General features: G+C 65.5%; 22 protein-coding genes. 8 read left to right on the top strand and 14 right to left on the bottom strand.

The window, feature by feature from the left end:
• Positions 1-103: 103 nt before the first annotated feature.
• The 10 genes from QX108_RS14355 to pqqA form a co-directional block, all read right to left on the bottom strand.
• A complete protein-coding gene (locus QX108_RS14355; protein ID WP_315725492.1) occupies positions 104-1,159 on the bottom strand; it encodes a 2-oxoacid:ferredoxin oxidoreductase subunit beta in 1,056 nt (351 codons plus the stop codon).
• 124 nt (positions 1,160-1,283) lie between these two features.
• The gene (locus QX108_RS14350) at positions 1,284-3,134 is read right to left on the bottom strand and encodes a 2-oxoacid:acceptor oxidoreductase subunit alpha (protein ID WP_315799467.1); all 1,851 of its coding nucleotides are present in this window, start codon (positions 3,132-3,134) and stop codon (positions 1,284-1,286) included.
• Positions 3,104-4,903, bottom strand: coding sequence for an FAD-dependent oxidoreductase (locus tag QX108_RS14345; protein ID WP_315799466.1), 1,800 nt, complete (start codon positions 4,901-4,903; stop codon positions 3,104-3,106). Before QX108_RS14345 ends, QX108_RS14350 begins: the two co-directional genes overlap by 31 nt.
• Before the next feature lie 614 nt (positions 4,904-5,517).
• Positions 5,518-6,186, bottom strand: a complete 669-nt coding sequence (locus tag QX108_RS14340; protein ID WP_315799465.1) for a DUF4286 family protein — start codon at positions 6,184-6,186, stop codon at positions 5,518-5,520.
• Between the two features lie 151 nt (positions 6,187-6,337).
• Positions 6,338-7,327, bottom strand: a complete 990-nt coding sequence (pip, locus tag QX108_RS14335; RefSeq protein ID WP_315799464.1) for a prolyl aminopeptidase — start codon at positions 7,325-7,327, stop codon at positions 6,338-6,340.
• Entirely contained in the window at positions 7,320-8,513 is a 1,194-nt protein-coding gene (gene pqqE / locus QX108_RS14330; protein ID WP_315799463.1) for a pyrroloquinoline quinone biosynthesis protein PqqE, read from the bottom strand. The genes pip and pqqE overlap by 8 nt, the downstream gene beginning before the upstream one ends.
• On the bottom strand, positions 8,510-8,818 hold the full coding sequence (pqqD, locus tag QX108_RS14325; protein ID WP_315799462.1) for a pyrroloquinoline quinone biosynthesis peptide chaperone PqqD: 309 nt from the start codon (positions 8,816-8,818) through the stop codon (positions 8,510-8,512). Before pqqD ends, pqqE begins: the two co-directional genes overlap by 4 nt.
• Before the next feature lie 245 nt (positions 8,819-9,063).
• A complete protein-coding gene (gene pqqC, locus QX108_RS14320) occupies positions 9,064-9,819 on the bottom strand; it encodes a pyrroloquinoline-quinone synthase PqqC (protein ID WP_409998522.1) in 756 nt (251 codons plus the stop codon).
• Between the two features lie 20 nt (positions 9,820-9,839).
• Positions 9,840-10,769 carry a pyrroloquinoline quinone biosynthesis protein PqqB gene (pqqB, locus tag QX108_RS14315; protein WP_315799460.1) on the bottom strand — a complete coding sequence of 310 codons (930 nt, stop codon included), beginning with the start codon at positions 10,767-10,769 and terminating at the stop codon, positions 9,840-9,842.
• A 217-nt stretch (positions 10,770-10,986) separates the two neighbouring features.
• A complete protein-coding gene (gene pqqA / locus QX108_RS14310; RefSeq protein WP_012029362.1) occupies positions 10,987-11,067 on the bottom strand; it encodes a pyrroloquinoline quinone precursor peptide PqqA in 81 nt (26 codons plus the stop codon).
• A gap of 303 nt (positions 11,068-11,370) precedes the next feature.
• Here pqqA and QX108_RS14305 point away from each other — a divergent pair, with 303 nt between their 5' ends.
• Positions 11,371-11,628, top strand: a complete 258-nt coding sequence (locus QX108_RS14305) for a DUF6894 family protein (protein WP_315725511.1) — start codon at positions 11,371-11,373, stop codon at positions 11,626-11,628.
• A 93-nt stretch (positions 11,629-11,721) separates the two neighbouring features.
• On the opposite strand, the gene QX108_RS14300 is transcribed toward QX108_RS14305, so the two are convergent.
• Both QX108_RS14300 and QX108_RS14295 read right to left on the bottom strand, forming a co-directional pair.
• Entirely contained in the window at positions 11,722-12,156 is a 435-nt protein-coding gene (locus QX108_RS14300; RefSeq protein ID WP_315725513.1) for a group III truncated hemoglobin, read from the bottom strand.
• A 216-nt stretch (positions 12,157-12,372) separates the two neighbouring features.
• On the bottom strand, positions 12,373-13,476 hold the full coding sequence (locus QX108_RS14295) for a lactonase family protein (protein ID WP_315799459.1): 1,104 nt from the start codon (positions 13,474-13,476) through the stop codon (positions 12,373-12,375).
• 362 nt (positions 13,477-13,838) lie between these two features.
• Here QX108_RS14295 and QX108_RS14290 point away from each other — a divergent pair, with 362 nt between their 5' ends.
• From QX108_RS14290 to QX108_RS14265, 6 genes are all read left to right on the top strand, one after another.
• Positions 13,839-15,233, top strand: coding sequence for an amidase family protein (locus QX108_RS14290; protein WP_315799458.1), 1,395 nt, complete (start codon positions 13,839-13,841; stop codon positions 15,231-15,233).
• Positions 15,233-15,709: a glutathione peroxidase gene (locus QX108_RS14285; protein ID WP_315799457.1), complete on the top strand. Its 477-nt coding sequence runs from the start codon at positions 15,233-15,235 to the stop codon at positions 15,707-15,709. The genes QX108_RS14290 and QX108_RS14285 overlap by 1 nt, the downstream gene beginning before the upstream one ends.
• Positions 15,706-15,954 carry a DUF3297 family protein gene (locus QX108_RS14280; protein ID WP_006614234.1) on the top strand — a complete coding sequence of 83 codons (249 nt, stop codon included), beginning with the start codon at positions 15,706-15,708 and terminating at the stop codon, positions 15,952-15,954. Before QX108_RS14285 ends, QX108_RS14280 begins: the two co-directional genes overlap by 4 nt.
• Positions 15,955-16,494: 540 nt before the next feature.
• Complete coding sequence (locus tag QX108_RS14275; RefSeq protein ID WP_315799456.1) at positions 16,495-17,550, top strand: hypothetical protein; 1,056 nt, start codon at positions 16,495-16,497, stop codon at positions 17,548-17,550.
• A 299-nt stretch (positions 17,551-17,849) separates the two neighbouring features.
• Positions 17,850-18,314, top strand: a complete 465-nt coding sequence (locus tag QX108_RS14270; RefSeq protein ID WP_315725527.1) for a DUF2269 domain-containing protein — start codon at positions 17,850-17,852, stop codon at positions 18,312-18,314.
• Between the two features lie 272 nt (positions 18,315-18,586).
• Positions 18,587-18,997, top strand: a complete 411-nt coding sequence (locus QX108_RS14265) for an SRPBCC family protein (protein WP_315799455.1) — start codon at positions 18,587-18,589, stop codon at positions 18,995-18,997.
• 888 nt (positions 18,998-19,885) lie between these two features.
• On the opposite strand, the gene QX108_RS14260 is transcribed toward QX108_RS14265, so the two are convergent.
• Together QX108_RS14260 and QX108_RS14255 are read right to left on the bottom strand one after the other, a co-directional pair.
• Positions 19,886-21,235, bottom strand: coding sequence for a malonyl-CoA decarboxylase (locus QX108_RS14260; RefSeq protein ID WP_315725532.1), 1,350 nt, complete (start codon positions 21,233-21,235; stop codon positions 19,886-19,888).
• Between the two features lie 127 nt (positions 21,236-21,362).
• Positions 21,363-22,166, bottom strand: a complete 804-nt coding sequence (locus QX108_RS14255; protein WP_315799454.1) for a helix-turn-helix transcriptional regulator — start codon at positions 22,164-22,166, stop codon at positions 21,363-21,365.
• Positions 22,167-22,228: 62 nt separating this feature from the next.
• Here QX108_RS14255 and QX108_RS14250 point away from each other — a divergent pair, with 62 nt between their 5' ends.
• The gene (locus QX108_RS14250; RefSeq protein WP_315799453.1) at positions 22,229-23,422 is read left to right on the top strand and encodes an MFS transporter; all 1,194 of its coding nucleotides are present in this window, start codon (positions 22,229-22,231) and stop codon (positions 23,420-23,422) included.

Raw genomic sequence — 23,422 nt, 5'->3', positions numbered from 1 at the left:
GTGAGGGGGCGCACCGAGGACGGCGCTGCACTTGCCCTCCGAGGATTGTGTTCACGCGGGGTGAGCAGCCAAGCGTGATGTGTCCAAGCAGGGCTCTCCTCTGCTAACGCAGGCTCGCATTGATCTTGTCGAGCACGCTCTGCCCCGGGCACAGATCCGCCGCCTCCAGCCGGTTCAACGGCCGCTCCACCGTGTTGAGATGGCTGTGCAGGTCATCCGCCTCGGGATCGACATACAGCAGCCCGGTCACGATCTGCCCTTGCGCCGCATGCTTCTGCAGGAAGGTCATGGCGCCCAGGCGGTCGTGCGGATCGTAGTCGGCGTCGAGCTTGCGCAGCGCCAGGCGCGAGCCGTCATGCTGCTCGACGATCTGCACCGTGCCGGGATCCTGGTCGATCTCGATCGGGTCGCGGCCGGTCAGCACGTCGAGCCGGTTGACGGCGTCATTGTGCTCGCGGACATAGTCAAAACTCTTGGTGGAGCCGGCGTGATTGTTGAAGGCGATGCACGGGCTGATCACGTCGATGAAGGCGGCGCCCTTGTGCCGGATCGCGCCTTCGATGATCGGCACCAGCTGCTTCTTGTCGCCGGAGAACGAGCGCGCGACGTAGGTCGCGCCCAGTTGCAGCGCGATGCCGACGAGGTCGATCGGGTTGTCCGTGTTGGTGACGCCCTTCTTCGACTTCGAGCCGCGGTCGGCGGTCGCTGAGAACTGGCCCTTGGTCAGGCCATAGACGCCGTTGTTCTCAACGATATAGGTCATGTTCACGCCGCGCCGGATCGCATGCGCGAACTGGCCGAAGCCGATCGAGGCGGAATCGCCGTCGCCGGAGACGCCGAGATAGATCAGCTCGCGGTTGGCGAGGTTGGCGCCGGTCAGCACCGAGGGCATGCGGCCGTGCACGGTGTTGAAGCCGTGCGAATTGCCGAGAAAATAGTCTGGCGTCTTCGACGAGCAGCCGATGCCGGAGATCTTGGCCACCCGATGCGGCTCGATCGACAGCTCGAAGCAGGCCTCGATGATCGACGCCGTGATCGAGTCGTGGCCGCAGCCGGCGCACAAGGTCGAGATCTTGCCTTCGTAGTCGCGATGGCTATAGCCGAGCTCGTTCTTCTTGATGCCCGGATGCTGGAATTTCGGCTTCGCGATGTAGGTCATGAGAGCACCGTGTCGCTCACGGCCGTCATGGCCGGGCTTGTCCCGGCCATCCACGTCGAGCCGGGAAGGAGATGGATGCCCGGGTCAAGCCCGGGCATGACGCGAGGAGAATGCGGGTAAACCATCACGACACCGCCTTGCGCAGCGGCGTGACCTTGATCTGGTCCTGATGGGTGCCGATGGAGTCCGCGATGAAGCGGGCGGTGATCGGGGTGCCGTCATAGTGCAGGATCGGCACCAGACGGACCGGGTCGATGCCGTTTTCGGTGACAATCAGCTGCCGCAACTGCGCGTCGCGATTCTGCTCGACCACGTAGACGAAGTCGTGCTCGGCAATGAAGCTCGCCACGCTCGAATGGAACGGGAAGGCGCGGATGCGCAGCCGATCGAGCTGGTGCCCGCGCGCCTCCAGGAGTTCGGTCGCCTCGTCCATCGCCGGCGCCGTCGAGCCGAAATAGATCACGCCATACTTGGACGGCTTGGCCGCATTGGCCTGCAAGGGCCGCGGCACCATGTCCTGGGCCGTCTGGAACTTGCGCAGCAGGCGCTGCACGTTGTCGGCGTAGACGGCGCCTTCCTCCGAATAGCGCGCGTAGCGATCGCGCGAGGTGCCGCGGGTGAAATAGGAGCCCTTGGTCGGATGCGTGCCCGGAAGGGTGCGGAACGGGATGCCGTCGCCGTCGACGTCGAGGTAGCGGCCGAAGTCGCGGCCTTCCTCGAGCATCTCGGCGGTCATCACCTTGCCGCGGTCATACTGCCTGGCGTCGTCCCATTTCAGCGGCCGGCACAGCCGCTGATTCATGCCGATGTCGAGGTCGAGCATCAGGAAGACGGTCGTCTGCAGCCGCTCGGCGAGATCGAACGCGGCCGCGGCGAACTCGAACGCCTCGGCCGGATCCTCGGGAAACAGCATGACGTGCTTGGTGTCGCCGTGCGAGGCATAGCCGCAGGCAATGAGATCGCACTGCTGCGTGCGGGTCGGCATGCCCGTCGAGGGACCGGCGCGCTGCACGTTCATGATCACGGCCGGAATCTCGGCGAAGTAGGACAGGCCGATGAACTCGGTCATCAGCGACACGCCGGGGCCGGACGTGGTGGTGAAGGCGCGCGCGCCGTTCCAGGACGCGCCGACCACCATGCCGATCGAGGCCAGCTCGTCCTCGGCCTGCACGATGGCGTACTTGGCCTGGCCCGTTTCGGGATCATGCCGCAGCTTCTTGCAGTGATTGGTGAAGGCCTCGGCCACCGACGACGACGGCGTGATCGGGTACCACGCGCACACCGTTGCGCCGCCATAGACGGCGCCGAGCGCGGCGGCATTGTTGCCTTCGAGGAAGATGCGGTCGCCGACCTTGTCGGCCTTTTTGATGCGCAGTCCGATCGGGCATTTCAAATTCTGCAGCGCCCAGTCGCGGCCGAGATGCAGCGCGTGGACGTTGGAGGACAGGAGCTTCTCCTTGCCCTTGTACTGCTCGCCGATCAATTGCTCGATCAGCTTCGGATCCATCTCGAGCAGCGCCGAGAGGGCACCGAGATAGATGATGTTCTTGAACAGCTGGCGCTGGCGCGGATCCGAATAGGTCGAGTTGGTGATCGCTGTCAGCGGCACGCCGATCACATTGACGTCGTCGCGGAACTTGGTCGACGGCATCGGCTTGGTCGAATCGTAGAACAGGTAGCCGCCCGGCACGATCCCGGCGACGTCCTTGTCCCAGGTCTGCGGGTTCATCGCCACCATCAAATCGGTGCCGCCGCCGCGGGCGCCGAGATGGCCTGCCTCGGTGACGCGCACCTCGTACCAGGTCGGCAGGCCCTGGATGTTGGACGGGAAGATGTTGCGCGGCGACACCGGCACGCCGTGACGGAGCACGGCGCGCGCGAACAGCTCGTTGGCGCTGGCCGAACCGGAGCCGTTGACGTTGGCGAAGCGGACGACGAAGTCGTTTACGCTGCTGAGCGGCGCTTGCTGGGACATGCGTTACCTGCGTGAGTCGTCTCGATGAAATATTTCTGCATGTCCCACGCACCGGTGGGGCAGCGTTCGGCGCACAGGCCGCAATGGAGGCAGACATCCTCGTCCTTCACCATCACGCGCCCGGTCTTGAGATCCGATGACACGTAAAGATCCTGGTCGGGATGCAGCGACGGCGCCCTTAAGCGCGCGCGCAGATCGGCCTCCTCGCCATTCTCGGTGAAGGTGATGCAGTCCATCGGGCAGATGTCCGCGCAGGCGTCGCATTCGATGCACAGCGTGTTGGAAAACACCGTCTGCACGTCGCAGTTCAGGCAGCGATGCGCCTCGCCGAGCGCGAGCTTGACGTCGTAGCCGAGCTCGACCTCGGCGCGGATGTCCTTCAGCGCGACGACCTTGTCGCGATGCGGCACCTTGAAGCGCTTCTCCGGCGAGACGTCGTTGTCATAGCTCCATTCGTGGATGCCCATCTTCTGCGACGAGACATGCACCTCCGGCAGCGGCCGCTCGGTGATGTCCTCGCCGGAGAGTAACCGATGGATCGACAGCGCCGCCTCATGGCCCTGCGCGACCGCCCAGATGATGTTCTTCGGACCAAACGCCGCATCACCGCCGAAGAACACCTTGGGATTGGTCGAGACGAAGGTGGCCGGATCGACCACCGGCATATGCCATTTGTCGAACTCGATGCCGCAATCGGCCTCGATCCAGGGGAAGGCATTCTCCTGGCCGACGGCAACCAGCACGTCGTCGCATTCGAACGTCTGATCCGGTTCGCCCGACGGCACCAGCGAGCGCCGGCCCTTGTCGTCATACTCGGCCTTCACCTTCTGGAAGGTGACGCCGGTCAGCTTGCCATTGTCGTGCGTGAAGGCCACCGGAACGAGGTAGTTGAGGATCGGAATGTCCTCGTGCAGCGCGTCTTCCTTCTCCCAAGGTGACGCCTTCATCTCCTCGAAGCCGGAGCGGACGATGACCTTGACGTCCTCGCCGCCGAGCCGGCGCGCGGTGCGGCAGCAGTCCATCGCGGTGTTGCCGCCGCCGAGCACGATCACGCGCTTGCCGATCTTGTCGGTATGGCCGAACGACACGCTCGACAGCCAATCGATGCCGAGATGGATGTTCCCTGCGGCTTCCTTGCGGCCGGGAATGTTCAACTCGCGGCCGCGCGGCGCGCCGGAGCCGATGAACACGGTGTCGTAGTTGTCGGCGAGCAGCGTCTTGAGGCTGTCGATGCGATGGCCGGCTTTGTAGTCGACGCCGAGGCTGAGCACATAGCCCGTCTCTTCGTCGATCACGCTGTCCGGCAGACGAAACTTGGGAATCTGCGAGCGCATCATGCCGCCGGGCTTGGGATCGGCGTCGAACACGGTGCAGTGATAGCCGAGCGGCGCGAGATCACGCGCCACCGTCAGCGACGCCGGACCGCCGCCCACCAGCGCGATGCGCCGGCCGTTTTTCGGGGCAGGGCGCGGCATCCGCTGCTGCACGTCGTCCTTGAAGTCGGCGGCGACGCGCTTCAGGCGGCAGATCGCGACCGGGCTCTCCTCGACGCGACCGCGTCGGCAGGCGGGTTCGCAGGGGCGATCGCAGGTCCGTCCGAGGATGCCGGGAAAGACGTTCGACTTCCAATTGATCATGTAGGCGTCGCTATAGCGACCCTCGGCGATCAGGCGGATGTATTCGGGGACCGGCGTGTGTGCGGGACAAGCCCATTGGCAATCGACCACTTTGTGAAAGTAGTCGGGCGCCGAGATATCAGTCGCTCTCATTCCTACCCTGTCCGCGCGCCGAACCAGTCTCGCGCGGCCTTCCTGACGTGAGGACGACTGATTGTTCAGGATCAGCAGAGGATCGGTTGAGGTCCGAAGCAGGCCCTGGTCATCGCCCTTCTGTTTTTTGAATGGCTCAATTGAATAGTCTTATCAGACTAGAGCCATTCCAAGGCGCACACAAAGGCAAATTTGCAATGCTGCTCCCCATGCACAGTGGTGCGTCGCCGCATTGCAGGCGCGAAGCCGCCACGTGTGCGGTGCGGGATGATGCGGCGGCATTCAACTGTTCACGTTGTTGTCGACGCGAGAGGTCGTTCCGGGTCGAGATTTCGCCGTATCCACGGCTGTCATGCTCCGCGGAGGCGGAGCATCCAGTACTCCGCGGCAGAAGATATTAAGCCGAGGTGTCACGGCGTACTGGATCGTCCGCCTTCGCGGACGATGACAGCTGGAGTTACCTGATCAATGTGCCAAGGACTCCGGTATCGCTCCTCCAATGACGCGTCATGGCCGGGCGTGACCCGGGCATCCACGTCCCTCCGAGCATGCCGTGCGACGTGGATGGCTGGGTCAAGCCCGGCCATGACGTGTGGAGAGACAGGGGCCCAAACTTAGTTCGCCGCAATATCAGCGCGGCTGAGATCCCACATCAGGCGATAGATGCCGGCGGAAATCTGCGTCGCCAACGGTCCATCGACAGCCGCGAAGCGCGTCGTCATCAGCGTCGCGATGGCGTGGCTGTCGGTGCCGTCGATCAGGATGAACCAGTCGGCGTCGCGTGAGCTTGCAGGGACACCAGGGGCGGGGCCGGACAGATCCGCATCGCCTTCCAGCAGATGCATCGAGATCACGCCCTTCAGCTCGCGCGGATCGAGCTCGATCTGCAGCGCGTCGCGCAGCGCGCCATCCTGTCCCGGCTTCGGTCGCAGCCGGATGATGCCGAGCACCGCGCCGCGGCCGGCGCCCTTCGAGATCGTGATGCGCGCAACGCTGCGGATCATGTTCTTGAAGCGCGCCATGACAGCCTTGGACCATTCCGTCGGCGCCTCGAGCCGCGCGCGATAGGGCGCGCTGTCGAGCACATCGATGGTCTCGGTCGAGTACAGGCAGAGATATTTGGGACTGCCCTGCTCGGCGACATAGCGTCGCGCCTCGATGAAGCCGGGGATCGCGACGCGCTCCTCGAGATGCTCGCTGTCATACCAGCGGTTGAAGTCGGCCTCGTGAGCGGCGTCGATGTTCATCGACGTCAACAGCATGCCTTTGCCGGCGATGGGCATCTCGAGGCTCCCTGAGCGTGTGGCTGATCCTCATCCTGAGGAGGCCGCCAAAGGCGACCGTCTCGAAGGATGAGGCCCGAAATGTCACGGGCCTCATGCTTCGAGACGGCGCTGACGCGCCTCCTCAGCATGAGGGGAATGAGTGATGTGTTTAAGGCGCGATCGCGCGCGTCGCCAGATCGCAGATGGCTTTCATGACCGCATCGCGGATGCCGGGGTCATAAAGATTGTGACCTGCGGCTTCGACGACACGGATTTCGGCGTCGCGCCAGACCTCGGCGAGCCGCGCGGAGGTTGAGGGCGGACAGAGCAGGTCATAGCGCCCCTGCACGATGATTCCGGGAATGCCGGCGAGTTTTGTCGCATCGCGCAGCAACTGGTCCGGCGCCATGAAGCTGTCGTGAGAAAAATAGTGCGCCTCCATGAACGGCGTCGCGGGGAGCGCGCTGCCGGAGCGGATGGCGAGGCGGTCGAGATGGCTGCGCGCCGGCTTGATTTCCGAGAGCGCCCGCTCGGTGTCGTGCCAGGCGCGCGCCGCCGGGCCGTGGATGGCCGGATCGGGATCGAGGATGCGGCGGAAATAGGCTTCGCAGGGATTGGCGCGCTCGGTCTCCGGCAGCATCTCCAGGAAATCGCGGTGGAGCGTGGGATGGAAGCGAGCCAAGGTCTCGCCGAACGCCATCTCAACCTCGGCGCGGGTGCCGAGAAAGGTCGCGCGCAGCACCAAGCCCGTGACGCGGTCCGGATGGGCCTGCGCATAGGCCAGCGCCAATGTCGCGCCCCACGAGCCGCCCGCGACGATCCACTTGTCGAAGCCGAACTTGGCGCGGATCGCCTCCATGTCGGCGATCAGGTCGGGCAGGGTGTTGTTGTCGCGGCTGCGCGCGGGGCGCGAGCGGCCGGCGCCGCGCTGGTCGAACAGCACCGCATGGAAGCGCTCGGGGTCGAACAGGCGGCGGTGGTCCGGCTGGCAGCCGGACCCGGGACCGCCGTGGAGATACACCGCGGGAATGCCGCCTGCGCGGCCACTGCTTTCGACATAGATCTGGTGGCCGCCGGAGACGTCGAGCCATTCCGAGGTCAGCGGCGCAAACGGATCGCTGCGGCGCGCGGCGGCGCGGCCGGCTTCGGCGTCAGGCATCGTTGCTCTCGGGCGTGCCGCCGGCGAAGTTGCGATACAGGAAGCGGTCCTGGCCGGAGGCCGCATCGCGCTCGGCCTGCTTGAAGATGCTCTCGTGCAGCGGCGACAGGGTGCAGGCCGGATCGGTATTGCCAGCGTCGCCGGTCAGCGCGAACGCCTGGCAGCGGCAGCCGCCGAAATCGATCTCGCGGAACTCGCAGGACTTGCACGGCTCCTTCATCCAGCCGGTGCCGCGATAGCGGTTGAAGGCCTCGGAGTTCTGCCAGATCCAGGCGATCGAGTTGTTCGAGCGCACCGACATGAAGTCGAGCCCGGTGATGCTCTCGGCGGCATGGCAGGGCAGCACCTTGCCCGAGGGCGAGATGTTGAAGAACTGGCGGCCCCAGCCGCCCATGCACTTCTTCGGCCGCAGCGCGTAATAGTCCGGCACGACATAGTCGATCGTCAGCGTGCCCTTCAGCCGCTCGCGCGCCTCCTCGACCAGGCGGTCGGTTTCCTCGAGCTGCTGATAGGTCGGCATCAGGCTCGCGCGGTTCTTCAGCGCCCAGCCATAGTACTGAACGTTCGCGACCTCGAGCCGGTCGGCGTCGAGATCGACCGCCATCTGGATGATGTCCGGAAGCTGATGCAGGTTCTGCCGGTGCATGACGGCATTGACCGTCAGCGGAAGATCGAGCTCACGGGTCCAGCGCGCGACTTCGAGTTTCTTGGCGTGCCCGCCCTTGTAGCCGCCGACGCGGTCGGCCACGACGGGCTCGTTGCCCTGGAAGCTGATCTGAACGTGGCACAGCCCGGCATCGGCCAGCTCCTTCAGCCGCTCGCGCGTCAGCAGCACCGCCGAGGTGATGAGGTTGGTGTAGAGCCCGACATCATTGGCGTGCTGCACCAGCTCGACGATGTCCTTGCGCGCGGTCGGCTCGCCGCCGGAGAAATGCACTTGCAGCACGCCGATCTCGGCGAGTTCGGACAGCACCTTCTTCCACTCGGCGGTCGTCAGCTCCTGCCCGGCGCGGTCGAGCTCCAGCGGGTTCGAGCAATACGGGCATTGCAGCGGACAGCGATGGGTCAGCTCGAGCAGCACGGCCAGCGGAATGCCGTAGGTCTCGGCGACGGAGCCGCGGCGTTCCAGCACGGCGAGGCCGTCATGGCTGTCGACCGGCGGTGATGTCCCGGTGAGATCGGTCATGACGTCGTCTCCCGAACCTCGGTGAGGAATCCCTTGTCGGCGAGATCCTGCAGCATCGCCACGACGTCGGTCGCGATGACGTCGCGCGGCGCGGCGTACTTAGCCGCGAGTTCGTCGATGATGTTAGCGACGCTGCGCGCGCCGTCGCACAGCTTGAGCACCTCGACCGCAATCTCATCCGGCGCTAGCACCCGCTCGGGGGCGAGGATCACCCAGACCTGCCGCGTCTCGTCATACTTCAGCTTGGTGTGCCGCGGCAGCACCACGCGGCTGGTTTCGTTGACCTGGATGTGACGCGGGGCCATGGCGGGTCTCTACACGATAGCAGGTGCGTTTGATCCGATGCTGCGGCATCGGAAGTGCCCACCCTCCCCTGGAGGGGGAGGGTCGTTGCGCATCGCGCGCGATGCGCAACGGGGTGGGGTGATTTCTCCACGCGCACCGCGGCTGGCGGCTTCACCCCACCCCGCCTCGCGCTTCGCGCGAGCCGACCCTCCCCCTCCAGGGGAGGGTGGCACCGGTGCTGTTGAGAGAGCCGCGGCAACCACGCTCACCCCTCCTTCGGCACGAACGCGCCGGGCGGGATGTGGCCCTCGACATACGCGTGATACAGCGCGTCGAGCTGCACCCACAGCACGTTGGTCTTGAAGATCAGCGCATTGCACACCGCGGCGCGCTGCTCCGGCGTCGTGGCGTGCTCCTTGACGTAATGCAGGGCGAAGTTGGCGTCGCGCGGCGCCTGGGTGAGGCGGCGCTTGAAGTAGCTCATGGTGTCGTTGTTGACGAAATTGTAGTGCTCCAGCATGCCCGAGATGCGTTCCTCGTGAATGCTCGGGGCGAACAGCTCGGTCAGCGACGAGGCGATTGCCTCCAGCGGCGAGCGGTCGCGGCAGAAATGCACATAGGCCTCCACCGCGAAGCGCGTCGCCGGCAGGATGCCCTCGGTGGATTCCACATAGGAAGTATCGAGGCCGAGGCCCTCGGTCAGCTTCAGCCAGCGCTCGATGCCGCCTTCGCTGCCGACGTCGCCATCATGATCCTCGATGCGGTGCCGCCATTCCAGCCGCGTGGCGCGGTCGCGGAAGCGGGTCATCACCATCGCGTCCTTCAGCGGGATGGTCGACTGGTAGTAGTAGCGGTTCAGCGCCCAGGCCTGCACCTGGCCTTTGTTCAGCTTGCCGCCGTGCAGCAGCTTATGGAACGGATGATGATTGTGATAGCGCGTCGCCCCAATGTGGCGCAGCGCCGCTTCCAGCTCGCTCGCATTGTTCAGCGTCACGCCGCTGCCGATCGACAGCGCCGTCATTCCGCTCAGATTGACCTCACTCACAGTACGATCTCCATCCCTTCAGCGGGGATTTCCCATCCCTCGCGTTCCAACGTTTGCCGCTCGGGTGAGGCGTGCAGCCACGCCGGATTGGAGTTGTTGATGTGCAGGAAGATCTTCCTGCCGATCCCGAGGTCCGCCAGCTGCTTGATCGCGCCGCTCTCTCCGGACATCGCGATATGCCCCATGCTCTGCCCGGTCTTGTTGCCGAGTCCGGCCTGGATCATCTCGTCGTCGCGCCACACCGTGCCGTCGAACAGCACCAGCGGCGCGCCTTTCAATCTCGTTTTCAAGTCAAAGTCGACGTCGGCACAGGCGGCGATGACGTAGGCATATTGTCCGCTGTCGACGTCCTCGATCCTCAGGCCGAGCGTGTCGCCCGTCGAGGAGCTGCCGCCGGGATGCTGCTTGTCGCGCAGATACCAGGCGCTGGTGCCGGATACCGCGAAGGCGGTGATCTCCAGTCCCGACGGCGCGCCATCCTGCAGCAAGGGGCGGAATGGAACGTCGATCACGATCGGCACGCGCTTGACGTTCTCCTCCTTCAGCACGTCGAAGATGTTGTTGGAGCGGAGGATCGCAAGCACCTTGGGGTGCGCATGGATCGAAAAAGGCGAGCTCTCGCGCATCGACAGCAGCCCCGTGACCGCATCGATCTCGCCATTGGTCAGGATCACGCCGGCGATCGGGCTGTGGCGCAGCGCGCCCGGCTTCGGATGCAGCTGCGGCGTGTTGGTCACCTGCTGGCGCAAATCGGGCGAGGCGTTGATCAGGAACCAGTTGGCGCCGTCGGCGCTGACCGCGACCGAGGCCTGGCTATTGCGGATCTCGGGATGGCCGGTGCGCGCGGCGCGGCACACGGCGCAGCCGCAATTCCATTGCGGGACTCCGCCGCCCGCGGCGGCGCCCAGGACGACGAGGCGAAGCATGAGCCGTCTCCTGGAATTCAGCTGTGGTGACGCACGCGATTACCAGCGGCAGCACGACCGGCCGTCAGGACGACTGGCAGGTCGAGGAAGGTGACGAGGGTGGGACATCGGATCTGCGCAAGCGTCCTGCGCATGGGCCGGCACACACGCGATCGCTGATCCCCACCCTCAAGCGTCGACGTCCTGATCGGCGAGACCGGGACGTCACACCCGCGAATTATTTGCGAGCGGCGCAGGCATACATGTTGATTTCCATGCCGACCGGCACTTCAACGATCTTCGGTGCTTTCCAGGCCATTGTCCTCTCCTTCAAGACGGGACGGTTATCGTCCTCAGCATTAAACTACCGTGCTACGAAAAGTTCGCCAGTGGAATCTTTTTGTTTGAGCCTCTCAGGCCTGCTTATTGCAGTGCAAAGTCGCAAGCGCGAATTGCTGTCGTTTTCGCCGGATTGAGCCGCGAAAACAACGAATTCGTGATCGATGGCTTCGCAACGCCGTCCTGTTCCGCCATTAGCCTTGGGTGGAATGGGCTGGATAAAGCAGTTGTGAGACGTTCGAGACTTCAAAATCCCAGCGTGTGACCCCATTGGAAGCTGACGATGCCTAGATATTTCTTCAACACACGGATCGGCGAGGAACTGGTCTCCGACACCGACGGCGAAGTGCTGCGCAACCCCGATCGCGCCTGGGAAGTGGCGCGCGACATGATCAAGGAATTGCTGCGCACCGAAGGTGGCAACGCAGCGTTGATGACGGCGGTCATCGAGGTCACCGACGAGGATGGCGAGATCGTGCTGGAGTTTCCGTTCTCCGAGGCGATCTTCAGCATGCCCGCGCAATCGATGACGCGCCACTGAGCGCGCGTAGGCGCGGCGCGGTTGCTCGGTCGGCGTTGCCGCGGATCGAACGGGCGGGGCTGGGCCGCCGCGACGGTTGATGGCCCGTCGGGCTCAGACCGAATGCCGGGGACGCACGAGATCGCCGCGCGTGCTCGCGATCCCCATCTCGAAGCTGTCGGCGATGCGCCGCGCCCGGATGATGAAGAGCTCCGCGAGCTCCGGCGCGAACAGGTCCTTGGCCGTCGCCTCGAACAATCCCAGCCAGCGGTCGAAATGCGCGCCCTGCAGGTCCAGCAACAGATGCGGCCGCATCGGTGCGCCGCTGTAGCGGCCGGTCTTCAGGAACATCGACGACCAGAAATCGCTGATCTTGCCGATATGCTCGTCCCAATCCTCGACCGTGCGGTTGAAGATCGGGCCGATCAGTTCGTCCTCGCGCGCACGGCCGTAGAAGGTCTCGACCATGAGTCGGATCGCGGCGTCGTCGAGTTCCGGATGTTGGACCGCGAGGGGATGGCGGTCGGGCTGGGCGGCAGGCATGGTCATGGCGTTGGATATAGGCACTCGCAGCGCGGATGGAAACGCTGGAGCCATCCGGGCCTCATGGTTCGAGACGCCCGCCTCCGGCGGGCTCCTCACCATGAGGGGAGGCATCACAACGCGGAAGAATTCCTGCCGCACCCTCAGCCCCTCATCCTGAGGAGCCCGCCGGCGGCGGGCGTCTCGAAGGATGGCCGCAACAGCGGTGTTGCAGCCCGCCGCTCACGGCAGGCTGACGAATTCCACCCAGTTCGGCTTCTTGCCGACGGCGTAGGACTTCACCTTCTCCAGCGCGCCGCTCGTGGCATCGATCCGATACACCGTCATGCCGTTCGACACCTCGCCGACGGCGGCGAGAGTGTGCCCCGTGGGGTCGATGGCGAAGCCGCGCGGCTGGGTCTCGGTCGGCACGCTGCCGATCAGAGTCAGCTTCCCACTTGCCGGATCGACCTTGAAGCCGGCCAGCGTGTTCGAGCCGCGCTCCGAGGCGTACAGGAACTTGCCATCCGGTGTTGCATGAAGATCGGCCGCCCAGGGCTTGCCGGTGAAGCCCGGCGGCAGGGTGGTGATGCGCTGCTGCTCGCTCCACGTGCCGTTGTCCGCGTCATAGGCATAGACGGCGAGATCGGCGTTGAGCTCGTGCAGAAGGTAGATGAACTTGCCGTTCGGGTGGAAGATGAAGTGGCGAGGACCGGACTTCTCCGGCGTCTTCACCGTCAGCGCGTCCTTGGCCGTCAGCGTGCCCGTTGCCGCATCGAAGGCGAAGCCGAGCACCTGGTCGGAGCCGAGATTGGTCGCGAACACGAAGCGGTTGTCGGGCGAGGGAAGCACGGCGTGGGCGTTCAGCCCGGTCGGGATCACCTGGCTCGGTGCTCCGACCACGCCATTCGCCTGCAGCGGATTCACCGCCACCTTGTTGCCGCCATAGGAGGCGCTGAACAGCACCTTGCCGGTGCGGTCGAAGGCGATGTTGGCCATGCTGTCGGCCAGCGGTCCGTTGCCGATGTGGGTGAGCTGGCCCGTCTTGCCGTCGATCGCGAAGCTCTCCGCCTGGAAAGGCTGCGAGCGGACGCCGGCGACCAGCACGCGTCTGTCCGGGCTGATCGCGAGCGGGGTCGACGAGCCCGGCTTCTCGACGCCTGCGAACGCCGCCGTCTGCACCAGGGTCATCTCGCCGGTCGCGGCATCGAACTTGAACACGCTGATGTCGTTGCTGTCGGCATTGCCGACATAGGCGTAGGTCTCGGCAGAGACCGCGCGCGGCGCAAGCGTGGCCGCGGCGGCGAGGACGAATGTTGCGGCCATGATGGTGCCCGATCTGATCATGTGTTTCCCCCTTTGTGATGTTGTTGGTTGAGGTCTTAAAGTCGTTTGTCAGGCTTGACCAAGCCTGTTTCCGGATCGATCGATGCAGGACGGGTATTGATCGCGGGGCACCTTGCACCGCATTCCGCGCGCTCAGCTTGTTTCTCCGTCATGCCCGGGCTTGACCCGGGCATCCACGTCCATCCACGGGCGCCGAACGACGTGGATGGCCGGGACAAGCCCGGCCATGACCAGGAAGAGAGGGCGGGGAGCAACAACACCCATGCACTTTGTTGCATAGGCCTATCAGGAGGGCCGCGCCCAGACCGCTTTCTCCGTTCTGTCCGCCGCGCTAAGAACGCGGGACCATCACGGAGCCCCTCATGACCGATCTCTGGCGCCTGCCGGCTGCCGACCTTGCCGCCCTCATCAAGTCGAAACAGGTGTCCGCGCGTGATGCCGCGACATCGGCGCTGACGCGGCTCGATGCGGTGAACCCCGCGATCAACGCCGTGATCGACCACCGCCCCGAGGACGTGCTGCAGCAGGCCGACGCCATCGACGCCCGGCTGGCGCGCGGCGAGGATCCCGGGCCGCTCGCCGGCGTGCCGGTGACGATCAAGGTCAATGTCGATCAGACCGGCTACGCCACCACCAACGGCCTCAACCTGCAGAAGGACGCGATCGCGTCCGCGCACAATCCGGTGGTCAACAATTTCGTCAAGGCCGGCGCCGTGCTGCTCGGCCGCACCAATACGCCTGCGGTGTCCTATCGCTGGTTCACCAGCAACCTCATCCACGGCCACACCAAGAACCCGCGCGACCCCGGCATTACGCCGGGCGGCTCCTCCGGCGGCGCCGGCTCGGCGACCGCCGCCGGCATCGGCCATATCGGCCACGGCACCGACATCGCCGGCTCGGTGCGCTATCCCGCCTATGCCTGCGGCATCCACGGCCTGCGCCCGACGGTCGGCCGCATCCCCGCGTTCAACACCTGCCTGCCGGAGCGCCCGATCGGCCCGCAGATCAGCGCCGTCTCCGGCCCGCTCGCCCGCACGATCAACGACGTCAGGATCGCGCTGGCGGCGATGTCGGCGCGCGACGTCCGCGATGTCTGGTGGATGCCGGTGCCGCTCGAGGGACCGCCGCTGCCGAAGCGCGTCACGCTTTGCGTCAATCCCGACGGCCTCAACCCGGTGCCGGAAGTCGTCGCCGCGCTGCGCGATGCCGCGAGGCGCCTCGAAGCCGCCGGCTGGACCGTCGAGGAGATCGTGGACACGCCGCCGATGCAGGAGGCCGCGCTGCTGCAGACCCGGCTCTGGCTCGGCGACGGCTACGAGGCGCAACTCGCCGCCGCCGAGAAGGAAGGCGACCCCGGCGCGCTCGCCTGCCTGCGCGGCAACCGTGACAAGGTGCACCCGTTCGATCTGTCGGCGACGCTCGCACGGCGCGCCGCGCTGACCCGGCAATGGCTCCTGTTCATGGAGCAGCATCCGCTGCTGCTGCTGCCGGTCTCCGGCATGCTGCCGTTCGCCGACCAGCTCGACCGCAAGGACGAGGAATCCTTCAAGCAGGTCTGGCACGCCCAGCTGACGCAGATCGCGATTCCGTTCTTCGGCCTGCCGGGTCTCGTGGTCTCGACCGGCATGGTCGGCCGCGTTCCCGTCGGCGTGCAGCTCGTCGGCCAGCGCTTTCGCGAGGACATGTGCCTTGCCGCGGGCGAGGCGATCGAGGCCGGCGGCACGCCTCCGTCGCCGATCGATCCGGTGCTGGGCTGATGGCTGGCATCTACGATTTCACCGCGACCTCGCTGAAGGGCGAGGAAGTGCCGTTGAAGCGGTTCGAAGGCCAGGTGGTGCTGATCGTCAACACCGCCAGCGCCTGCGGTTTCACGCCGCAATACCGCGGCCTGGAAGCGCTGCACCGCGCCTACGCCGACAGGGGCTTTGCCGTGCTCGGTTTTCCCTGTAACCAGTTCGGCGCCCAGGAGCCCGGCACGGCCGAGGAGATCGGCGCGTTCTGTGCCGGCAAGTACGACGTCACCTTCCCGCTGTTTGCGAAGATCGACGTCAACGGCGCCGACGCGCACCCGCTGTACCGGTTCCTGAAGGGCGAGAAGACGGGCCTGTTGGGCTCGGCGATCAAATGGAATTTCACCAAATTCCTGGTCGATCGCACCGGCCACGTGGTGTCGCGCCATGCGCCGACCACCACGCCCGAGGCGTTGAAGAAAGAGATCGAGGCACTGCTGTGAGCGACAACGAGACCTTCACCTTCCCCGACCGCCTCTCGGTCGATCCGAAGAGCCCCTATTACAACGCGGAGATTCTGTCGCGCGACGTCGGCATCCGCTTCAAGGGCGCCGAGAAGACCAATGTCGAGGAATACTGCATCAGCGAAGGCTGGATCCGCGTCGCCGCCGGCACCGCCAAGGACCGCCACGGCAACCCGCTGACGATCAAGGTGCATGGCCCGGTGGAGCCGTATTTCAAGGATTGAGCGGCGGGGACGCTGCCCTGCTCATAGCCCTATCAGCCGGTCTCTGGCCTCTGCGATCAGGCAAATCGCCAACCCAGACCTCGTCATGCCCGGGCTTGACCCGGGCATCCACGTTTTTCGACGAGGCACGACGTGGATGGCCGGGACGAGCCCGGCCATGACGCTCGTGGCGCGGACGGCGCCCCCCTCACACTCCGCTGTCATCGTCCGCGCAGGCGGACGATCCAGTATCCCAGAGGCGGCAGTAATTGATCGAGAGGCCGCGGCGTACTGGATTCCCCGCCTGCGCGGGGAATGACACTGAGGGGGACGTGCGGGCGTCGGGCCTACGGACAGGAACCGATGCGCGGGAGCGGGGACTGAGCCTTGACCTCAAAAATATTTGAGCGTCGCTCAAAATATTTCTTGAACGTCGCTCACGTTCCGGTACACTCACCCCTATCCGCCACGCCGGCGTCGGCCCGGGACGCGCAACGCGAGCAGCGTTTGCGCGACCGGCCCCCTGTGCCCGTCTGCCGGCGGCCACCCGAGGTAACGACGATGTCCTACTCCGAAACCGACCTCCGCGCCGCGTCGAGTGCCGGGGCCATCAGCCCCGACGAGCTGCAGCGCCTGCTGGCCTATCTCCACCAGCGCGCCCCCTCCACCGACGCCCCCCGCGCCAAATTCGATGCTGCGCATCTGCTCTGGTACGCCGGCGCGCTGATCGTAATCGGCGCCATGGGCCTGTTCTCGACAGTGGCGTTCTCGCAAATGGGCGGCCGCGCCCTGACCGCCTGCGCGCTGGTCTACGCCTTAGCCTTCGGCTTCGCCGGCGACCACCTCTGGCGGCGCGACTTGCGCGTCCCCGGCGGCCTGCTGATCGCCATCGCCGTCTCGATGGCGCCGCTCGCCGTCTACGGCCTCCAGGCCGAGTTCGGCTGGTGGGGCAGGTTCGGCAAGCCCGGCACGGTCCATGACTTCTACGTCTGGATCAAGGGCAGCTGGCTGTTCATGGAAATCGCGACCGTCGTCGCCGGCTGCATCGCGCTGCGCTTCTACCGCGTGCCCTTCATCGTCGCGATCATCTCGGTGGCGTTGTGGTTCATGTCGATGGATCTGACGCCCTGGATCTTCAACGTCAGCCATTTCGACTGGGAGATGCGCCGCATCGTCTCGATCTGGTTCGGCTTCGGCATCCTCAGCGTCGCCTGGATCGTCGACTACACCAGCCGCAGCCGCGACTTCGGCTTCTGGCTGCATCTGTTCGGCCTGATGGCCTTCTGGGGCGGCATCAGCGCCACCGAAGGCGCCACCGAGCTCGGCAAGGCGATCTACTGCCTGATGAATGTCGGCCTGCTTGCCGTGGCCGTCATCATCGTCCGCCGCGCCTACGCCGTGTTCGGCGCCATCGGCATCACCATGTATCTCGGCCATCTCGCCGAAATCGTCTTCAAGGACTCGCTGCTCTTCCCCTTCGCGCTGTCGCTGATCGGCGTCGCGGTGGTGGCCGCGGGGCTGGCGTATCATAGGAAGCAGCGGGTGATCGCGGACTGGCTGGCGGCCAATCTGCCGGCGGCGGTGCTGCGGCTGCGGCCGCAGGGCGGAGCGGAGTAAAGAAGCGGCTGCGACAATTGGTGCGGTCGTCCTCGCGTGCGCCTCTTGAGGACGTTCGCATCCGCAGGCACTGCTGGAGTCCTCAGGGGGCGCGCGCCGCTGCGCGCCTCGAACCATCGGGCGTAAGCAATATGACTTCGGCGATCGAGGATCGGGGCACGCGTCGCTCAGCCCGTCCGAGAGCTCCGCCGCAATCTTGTCATTCGCTCGTAGGCATTGCATGCTCGCTTGAGAGCTGCATTCCCTCCGCGCGCAGGCTGGCCGCAACACGTGATCGAACATGGGGGCAACGCCGGGTCATGCTCTATCAGACGCTGACACTGATCCACATCATCAGCGCTACGGTTCTGTTCGGTGGCGGCGTCTTCGCCGGCGTGCTCGGGACCATTATCTATGGTTCTCACAAGACCAGATGGATCGCGGAATTCGGGCCTCCTATCGTCAAGGTCGAACTCTATATGACCGTCCTCGCGGCGCTCACTCAGGTGGTCACGGGATTTTGGATGGCCTCGATCGCGGACTACCCGCTTTCGAGCGGCTGGCTCGGTTGGGCCTTGATGCTGCTGTGCATCGCGGGCGTCTGCTGGATCTTCGGCGTGTGGCTGCAGCATCGCATGGTCGACCTTTCGAGCAAGGCTGTTGAGACGAACTCGGGATTGCCTGCCGAATATCACAAGCTGTTCAAGGTCTGGACCTTCCTGGGCCTGCCTTCAACGACGGCCATGATCGGCATCTTCTATCTGATGGTGTTCAAGCCGGGCTGATCGCTTTCGGCGGTGGTTCTCGCGATCGCTTGGATCACGCACAGATCGAGAGTGGTACCGTTAATTCAATCGGTGACAGGGCAATTCGGTGACCGCTGCGGCGGCAACGAATGACGCTCGTATCGCTTTGCGCATCGCAAAACCTGCGGCCTCATCCCTGGAGGTAAGATTTGTCGTATCCGTCTGTCGGGATCTGCCAGTCTGTATCGTCCTTCGAGCACAACTCCTGCACGTCTGCAGCGAGCCGTCAAATCGAACCAGGAGCAACGTTCATGCGGATCACCGTCGAAACCACCGTCGCAGCCCCGATCGATCAGGTCTGGCGCGCCTATACGACGCCGGCAGACATCGTGAAGTGGAACGCTGCGTCGGACGACTGGCATACGACCAAGGCCACGGTCGATCTGCGGGAGGGCGGAGATTTCTCGTCGCGGATGGAGGCCAAGGACGGCAGCATGGGTTTTGACTTCGCCGGGACCTACACGAAGATCGTCGAGCACAAGCTGATCGCTTACGTCTTCGGCGACCGGAAAGCGGACGTCCATTTCGAGACCGGTCCGAACGGCGTTCTCGTTCGCGTTGTCTTCGATCCTGAAACGACGCACCCGGTCGAGATGCAACAGCAAGGCTGGCAGGCCATTCTCGACAATTTCAAACGGCACGTGGAGGCGAAGGCGTCCTGAGTGTGCCGGGCGCACGGCGTCCCGATAGGGCGTCGTGAGCGGCCTGAATCTTCGCTCTTGACAAATTCCGAAAATCAGCAATACTGCCCGCATCCTGCCTCATCGCGGAGGGGCGTACGCGTCGTCACGAACGTCGGGGCAGGATGCGGTGGCCGCAGCGGCGACGGTGGACGACCGGCGTTCTTGCGGACGGAGAAGTCGTGTGGTCCTGGCCTCTCGACGCTGAGGTCAAGTCTGCGTTGTTGCTTGGCGGCACGCGCGGGCGATGGGGGCAAAAGAGCCCGATCCCCAGGGAGAGCACGAAGGACACCGTTCCAACCATCGCGCAGGGAAGGCCGGAATGCACCGGTCGTACCTGTGGTTCCTGCCCCGTGCATTTTCTCACGCACGGGGGCCATGGGTTGCGGCCAGCACCCGGTCTTCCCTGCGCCCTCTGTCTTTGATCGGAGGGACCTGCCGATGCAGCACTCGGGCGCGATGCGCCGCGAGGCTGCGGTCGCACGTCCTTCGAGCTGTTTGAGATGTGAAAGCGGTTTTCCCACAGCGTCGTCCCGGACAAGCCGTGACGCGCAAGGCGCGTCGCGGCGCCGATCCGGGACCCATACTCCGCGGCGGTCGTGGCGTGGCGCGGTCTAACGACGGGCCTGCCTCAAACGAGGTCCTGTGGTTATGGATCCCGGCCTTCGCCGGGATGACGGCGGTGGTTGCGGCGGGAGCACAGTACATCACCGGCGTCATTGCGAGCGAAGCGAAGCAATCCAGGGCTGCGCGCGAGACTCTGGATTGCTTCGTCGCTTCGCTCCTCGCAATGACGGAGTTTGGCGTGGGTAGCGCGCCCCAACAATGGCGCGAGGCGGATGCGAGACAGTGCTGCAGCCTGCCGCAGAACTACGACGACAACCGCATATCCAGCAGCCGCCGGCCTTCGCCGCGCAGCAGCTTCTTCACCGCGCTGGACGCCACCACCTCGCCCTCGTTCGCATACGCCTCGTGGTTCTTCTCGATGTCCTCGAGGCGGTAGAGATAGTTCACCATCACCGTCGCCGACTCGCGCTGGCCCTTGGCGGAGAGGTCGCCGAGCCAGTTGATGCGCTCGAGCCGGGCGCCGTTGCCGAGGTGAAAGCGGGCGACGGGGTCGATCAGCTTGCCCTTCGACGTGCGCGCCTTGAGGAAGTAGTGCGCGGCGAGCGGCTCGATCACGGTGCGCAGCTCCGCGGTGATCGAGGCGTCTTCGACCCAGCGCGGCTCGTTGAGCAGTTTGAGCACGTTGCGATCCTCTTCGGTCGCATCCTCGGTCGATTTCAGCCAGCCCATGAAGCCCGGCACCGGCGACAAGGTCACGAAGGTGTCGAGCTTCGGCAGCTCGCGGCGCAGCTCCTCGACCACCTGCTTGATCAGGAAGTTGCCGAACGAGATGCCGCCGAGGCCGCGCTGGGTGTTGGAGATCGAGTAGAACACCGCAGTGCGGGCGCGATCGGCGGGCACCGGCGCGCGATCCACCGCGAGGAGCGGCGCGATGGCGCCGGGGATGGTCTCGGTCAGCGCGATCTCGACGAAGATCAGCGGCGCGTCGGGCATCGCCGGATGGAAGAAGGCGTAGCAGCGGCGATCGACCGGATCGATGCGGCGGCGCAGATCGTCCCAGTCGTGGATCTCGTGCACCGCCTCGTAGCGGATGATCTGCTCGAGGATGTTCGCCGGCGTCGACCAGTCGATCTTGCGCAGCACCAGAAACCCCCTGTTGAACCACGAACTCAAGAGATGCACGATGTCGCGATCGAGCGCGGCGAGTTCCGGATTGGACTTCAGCAGATCCAGCAGATCGGTGCGCATCGCGACCAGCTCGGGCGTGCCGCCCGGCGCGCGGTTGAGGCGGCGGATCAGCTCCTGCCGCCGCGGCTCCGAGGCGAAATGCAGCGCGCTCGCGCCTTCGTCCGACGGCGCCGCGCGCCATGCCTCGATCGCCTTGGTAAGCCTGGCATTGTCAGGACCGAAATCGTGAACCAGGGAGGTGAAGAACGCCTTGCGGCCGTCGGCGTCGAGATCGTGATAGCCGTCGAGCACGTCGCGGGCCATCGCGGTGCCCGAAGCTTCGCCGGCACCGGACACCAGCGCCTCGCAGAGCTCGGCGAGGCTGGCGGCATCGTGCTTGTCGACCGCGGGCGTGCCGCCGCGCAGCAGTGTCCGGCCGCGCTCGGAAATGGTGGTGATCAGGTCAGTAAAAAAGGCGTTGGCCATCTGGTCTCAGTCGAATCCCGCAAAGCGTCAGGCTGTGATGTTACATGGATTTATGGCAAAGGTAGCGACATTCAAACATAACAAATCGTCAACGCCGCCGTCGCTGTCCGCATGCGCGGTAGCGCCGTCATTCCCTCGCGCCGGCGAATTCGGTCGGTGTGCGGCCGGTCACCTGCCGGAAGGCGTACGAGAACGCCGGTACGCTGGCGTAGCCGAGATCGGCCGCGAGCTGCTTGACCGAGAGATGACGGTCGGTCGACAGCCGCTCGATCGCCGCCGCGATGCGGGCGCGCTGGCACCATGCCTTGAAGCTCAGCCGCGTCTCCGCCGCGAACAGCCGCGACAGCGTGCGGGCCGAGCTGCCGACGGCGCTCGCGAGAGTCGCGAGATCCTGCTCGCTCGCGGGCGAGGCGAGCACGAGCAGCGCGGCGCGCCGCGCGCGCGGGTCCTGCGGCAGGGGAATGAAGGTCGAGGAATCCTCGGCGCGGCGGAGTTCGAGCAGGGCCAAGCGCACCAGCAGGGCGGTGCGCTCGGGCCCGCCGGTGGCGTCGAACAGCGCGAGGATCGCCTGATGCAGCAGCGGCGAGACCTGCACCACGAATTCGCGGTCGAGCCTGATACCGCGCGCCTCGCGTGCGAGCCAGTCGAGTTCGAAATACAGCGTGCGCATCTGGCTGTCGGCCAGCATGTCGATGGCATGCGCATGCCGCGCCGGCACCCACACCGCGCGGTCCGGCGGCACCAGCCAGCGGCCCTGCGGCGTCGTCACCTGCATGGTGCCGGCGGAGGCGTAGATCAGCTGCGACTCCCGGTGCATGTGCGGATCGAGCCGGGCGCCCTTGAGGTAGCTGCGCGCGATCAGATGCACGCCGGGCTCGGTCGTCACCCGGTCCGCGCCGAGCGGCTTCAATGGCGTGTCCACGATGGTCATTGGCGGCTTCTCGTTGGGGCGAGCCAGTATAACCGATTTGTCCGGGAATCGAGGAACCGCTCATGAACAGCCCCCGCCGCGTCATCGGCTTCGTCAACGCGGCCCATTTCATCGACCACTATGCGATGCTGATCTTCGCGGCCGCGGTCATCATCATGGGCCCCGCGCTCGGCATGGCCTATGCGGACCTGCTGCCCTATGCGACGCCGGGCTTCATCGCCTTCGGCGCCGGCGCGCTGGTGACCGGCTGGCTCGGCGACCGCTGGAGCCGGCGGCACATGATGCTGGTGTTCTATCTCGGCATCGGCCTGTCGATGATCTCTGTCGGTCTGGTGCAGACGCCGTGGCAGCTCGGCGCGGCGCTGTTCGCGATCGGCCTGTTTGCCTCGATCTATCATCCGGTGGGAACCGCGATGCTGGTGTCCTATGCCGACCGGCTCGGCCGCGACATGGGACTGAACGGCGTCTTCGGCAATCTCGGCGTCGCCTCCTCGGCGCTGGTGACGGGTGTGGTGGGGCAGTATCTCGGCTGGCGCTTCGCCTTCATCGTGCCAGGGGTGATCACGATCGGCATCGGCGTTGTCTTCGCGATGCTGGTCGCGCACGAGGACCGCCGCGGCTCGAAGCAGGCGGCGGCGCAGGCCCGCGTCGCGCGCGAGCAGATGTGGCGGGTGGTGCTGGCGCTGCTGCTGGTGGTGATCGCGATCTCCACCACATTCAACGCGATCACCGTGGCGCTGCCCAAGCTGTTCGCGGAGCGGCTGGCGGGGCTGACGCAAAGCCCGGCGCTGCTCGGCGTGATCGCGGCCGGTGTCTACGTGTTCGGCGCGATGACGCAGTACACGATCGGGCGCTTGCTCGATCGCCACACGCTGAAGGCGGTCGCGCTGCCGCTGTCGCTGGTGCTGGCACCGCTCTTGTATCTCGCCGCCGACGCCCGCGACTGGGCGCTGATCCTGGCCTCGATCGGCATCGTCATGGGCGCATTCGGCCAGGTCACGGTCAACGACGCCATGGTCGGCAAGTACACCGCGGAGGAGTGGCGCTCGCGAGCCTATGCCGTGCGCTATTTCGTCGGCTTCACCGCGGCCGGCGCCTCGGTCGGTCTGGTCGCCTGGCTGTACGAGCGTGGCGGCTTCGTCACCATGCTGCAGGCCTTCGCCGCGCTGGCCCTGGTCGCAATCATCGCCGCGCTGATCCTGCCTCCGGAGCTCCCAGTGGCGCGGCCGGCATTGCGGGAGGTGCCCGCCGAATGA

It is taken from the genome of Bradyrhizobium sp. SZCCHNR1002, from assembly GCF_032381435.1.
In the GTDB taxonomy this organism is placed as follows: Bacteria; Pseudomonadota; Alphaproteobacteria; order Rhizobiales; family Xanthobacteraceae; genus Bradyrhizobium; species Bradyrhizobium aeschynomenes.
The sequence above is the reverse complement of the archived record's forward strand: the minus strand, read 5'-3'. Positions and strand labels throughout refer to the sequence as shown.

Excerpts from the sequence above, each read along its gene's own strand:
- QX108_RS14355 (WP_315725492.1), bottom strand. The coding sequence starts at position 1,159 with ATGACCTACATCGCGAAGCCGAAATTCCAGCATCCGGGCATCAAGAAG.
- QX108_RS14350 (WP_315799467.1), bottom strand. The coding sequence starts at position 3,134 with ATGTCCCAGCAAGCGCCGCTCAGCAGCGTAAACGACTTCGTCGTCCGC.
- QX108_RS14345 (WP_315799466.1), bottom strand. The coding sequence starts at position 4,903 with ATGAGAGCGACTGATATCTCGGCGCCCGACTACTTTCACAAAGTGGTC.
- QX108_RS14340 (WP_315799465.1), bottom strand. The coding sequence starts at position 6,186 with ATGCCCATCGCCGGCAAAGGCATGCTGTTGACGTCGATGAACATCGAC.
- pip (WP_315799464.1), bottom strand. The coding sequence starts at position 7,327 with ATGCCTGACGCCGAAGCCGGCCGCGCCGCCGCGCGCCGCAGCGATCCG.
- pqqE (WP_315799463.1), bottom strand. The coding sequence starts at position 8,513 with ATGACCGATCTCACCGGGACATCACCGCCGGTCGACAGCCATGACGGC.
- pqqD (WP_315799462.1), bottom strand. The coding sequence starts at position 8,818 with ATGGCCCCGCGTCACATCCAGGTCAACGAAACCAGCCGCGTGGTGCTG.
- pqqC (WP_409998522.1), bottom strand. The coding sequence starts at position 9,819 with ATGACGGCGCTGTCGATCGGCAGCGGCGTGACGCTGAACAATGCGAGC.
- pqqB (WP_315799460.1), bottom strand. The coding sequence starts at position 10,769 with ATGCTTCGCCTCGTCGTCCTGGGCGCCGCCGCGGGCGGCGGAGTCCCG.
- pqqA (WP_012029362.1), bottom strand. The coding sequence starts at position 11,067 with ATGGCCTGGAAAGCACCGAAGATCGTTGAAGTGCCGGTCGGCATGGAA.
- QX108_RS14305 (WP_315725511.1), top strand. The coding sequence starts at position 11,371 with ATGCCTAGATATTTCTTCAACACACGGATCGGCGAGGAACTGGTCTCC.
- QX108_RS14300 (WP_315725513.1), bottom strand. The coding sequence starts at position 12,156 with ATGACCATGCCTGCCGCCCAGCCCGACCGCCATCCCCTCGCGGTCCAA.
- QX108_RS14295 (WP_315799459.1), bottom strand. The coding sequence starts at position 13,476 with ATGATCAGATCGGGCACCATCATGGCCGCAACATTCGTCCTCGCCGCC.
- QX108_RS14290 (WP_315799458.1), top strand. The coding sequence starts at position 13,839 with ATGACCGATCTCTGGCGCCTGCCGGCTGCCGACCTTGCCGCCCTCATC.
- QX108_RS14285 (WP_315799457.1), top strand. The coding sequence starts at position 15,233 with ATGGCTGGCATCTACGATTTCACCGCGACCTCGCTGAAGGGCGAGGAA.
- QX108_RS14275 (WP_315799456.1), top strand. The coding sequence starts at position 16,495 with ATGTCCTACTCCGAAACCGACCTCCGCGCCGCGTCGAGTGCCGGGGCC.
- QX108_RS14270 (WP_315725527.1), top strand. The coding sequence starts at position 17,850 with ATGCTCTATCAGACGCTGACACTGATCCACATCATCAGCGCTACGGTT.
- QX108_RS14265 (WP_315799455.1), top strand. The coding sequence starts at position 18,587 with ATGCGGATCACCGTCGAAACCACCGTCGCAGCCCCGATCGATCAGGTC.
- QX108_RS14260 (WP_315725532.1), bottom strand. The coding sequence starts at position 21,235 with ATGGCCAACGCCTTTTTTACTGACCTGATCACCACCATTTCCGAGCGC.
- QX108_RS14255 (WP_315799454.1), bottom strand. The coding sequence starts at position 22,166 with ATGACCATCGTGGACACGCCATTGAAGCCGCTCGGCGCGGACCGGGTG.
- QX108_RS14250 (WP_315799453.1), top strand. The coding sequence starts at position 22,229 with ATGAACAGCCCCCGCCGCGTCATCGGCTTCGTCAACGCGGCCCATTTC.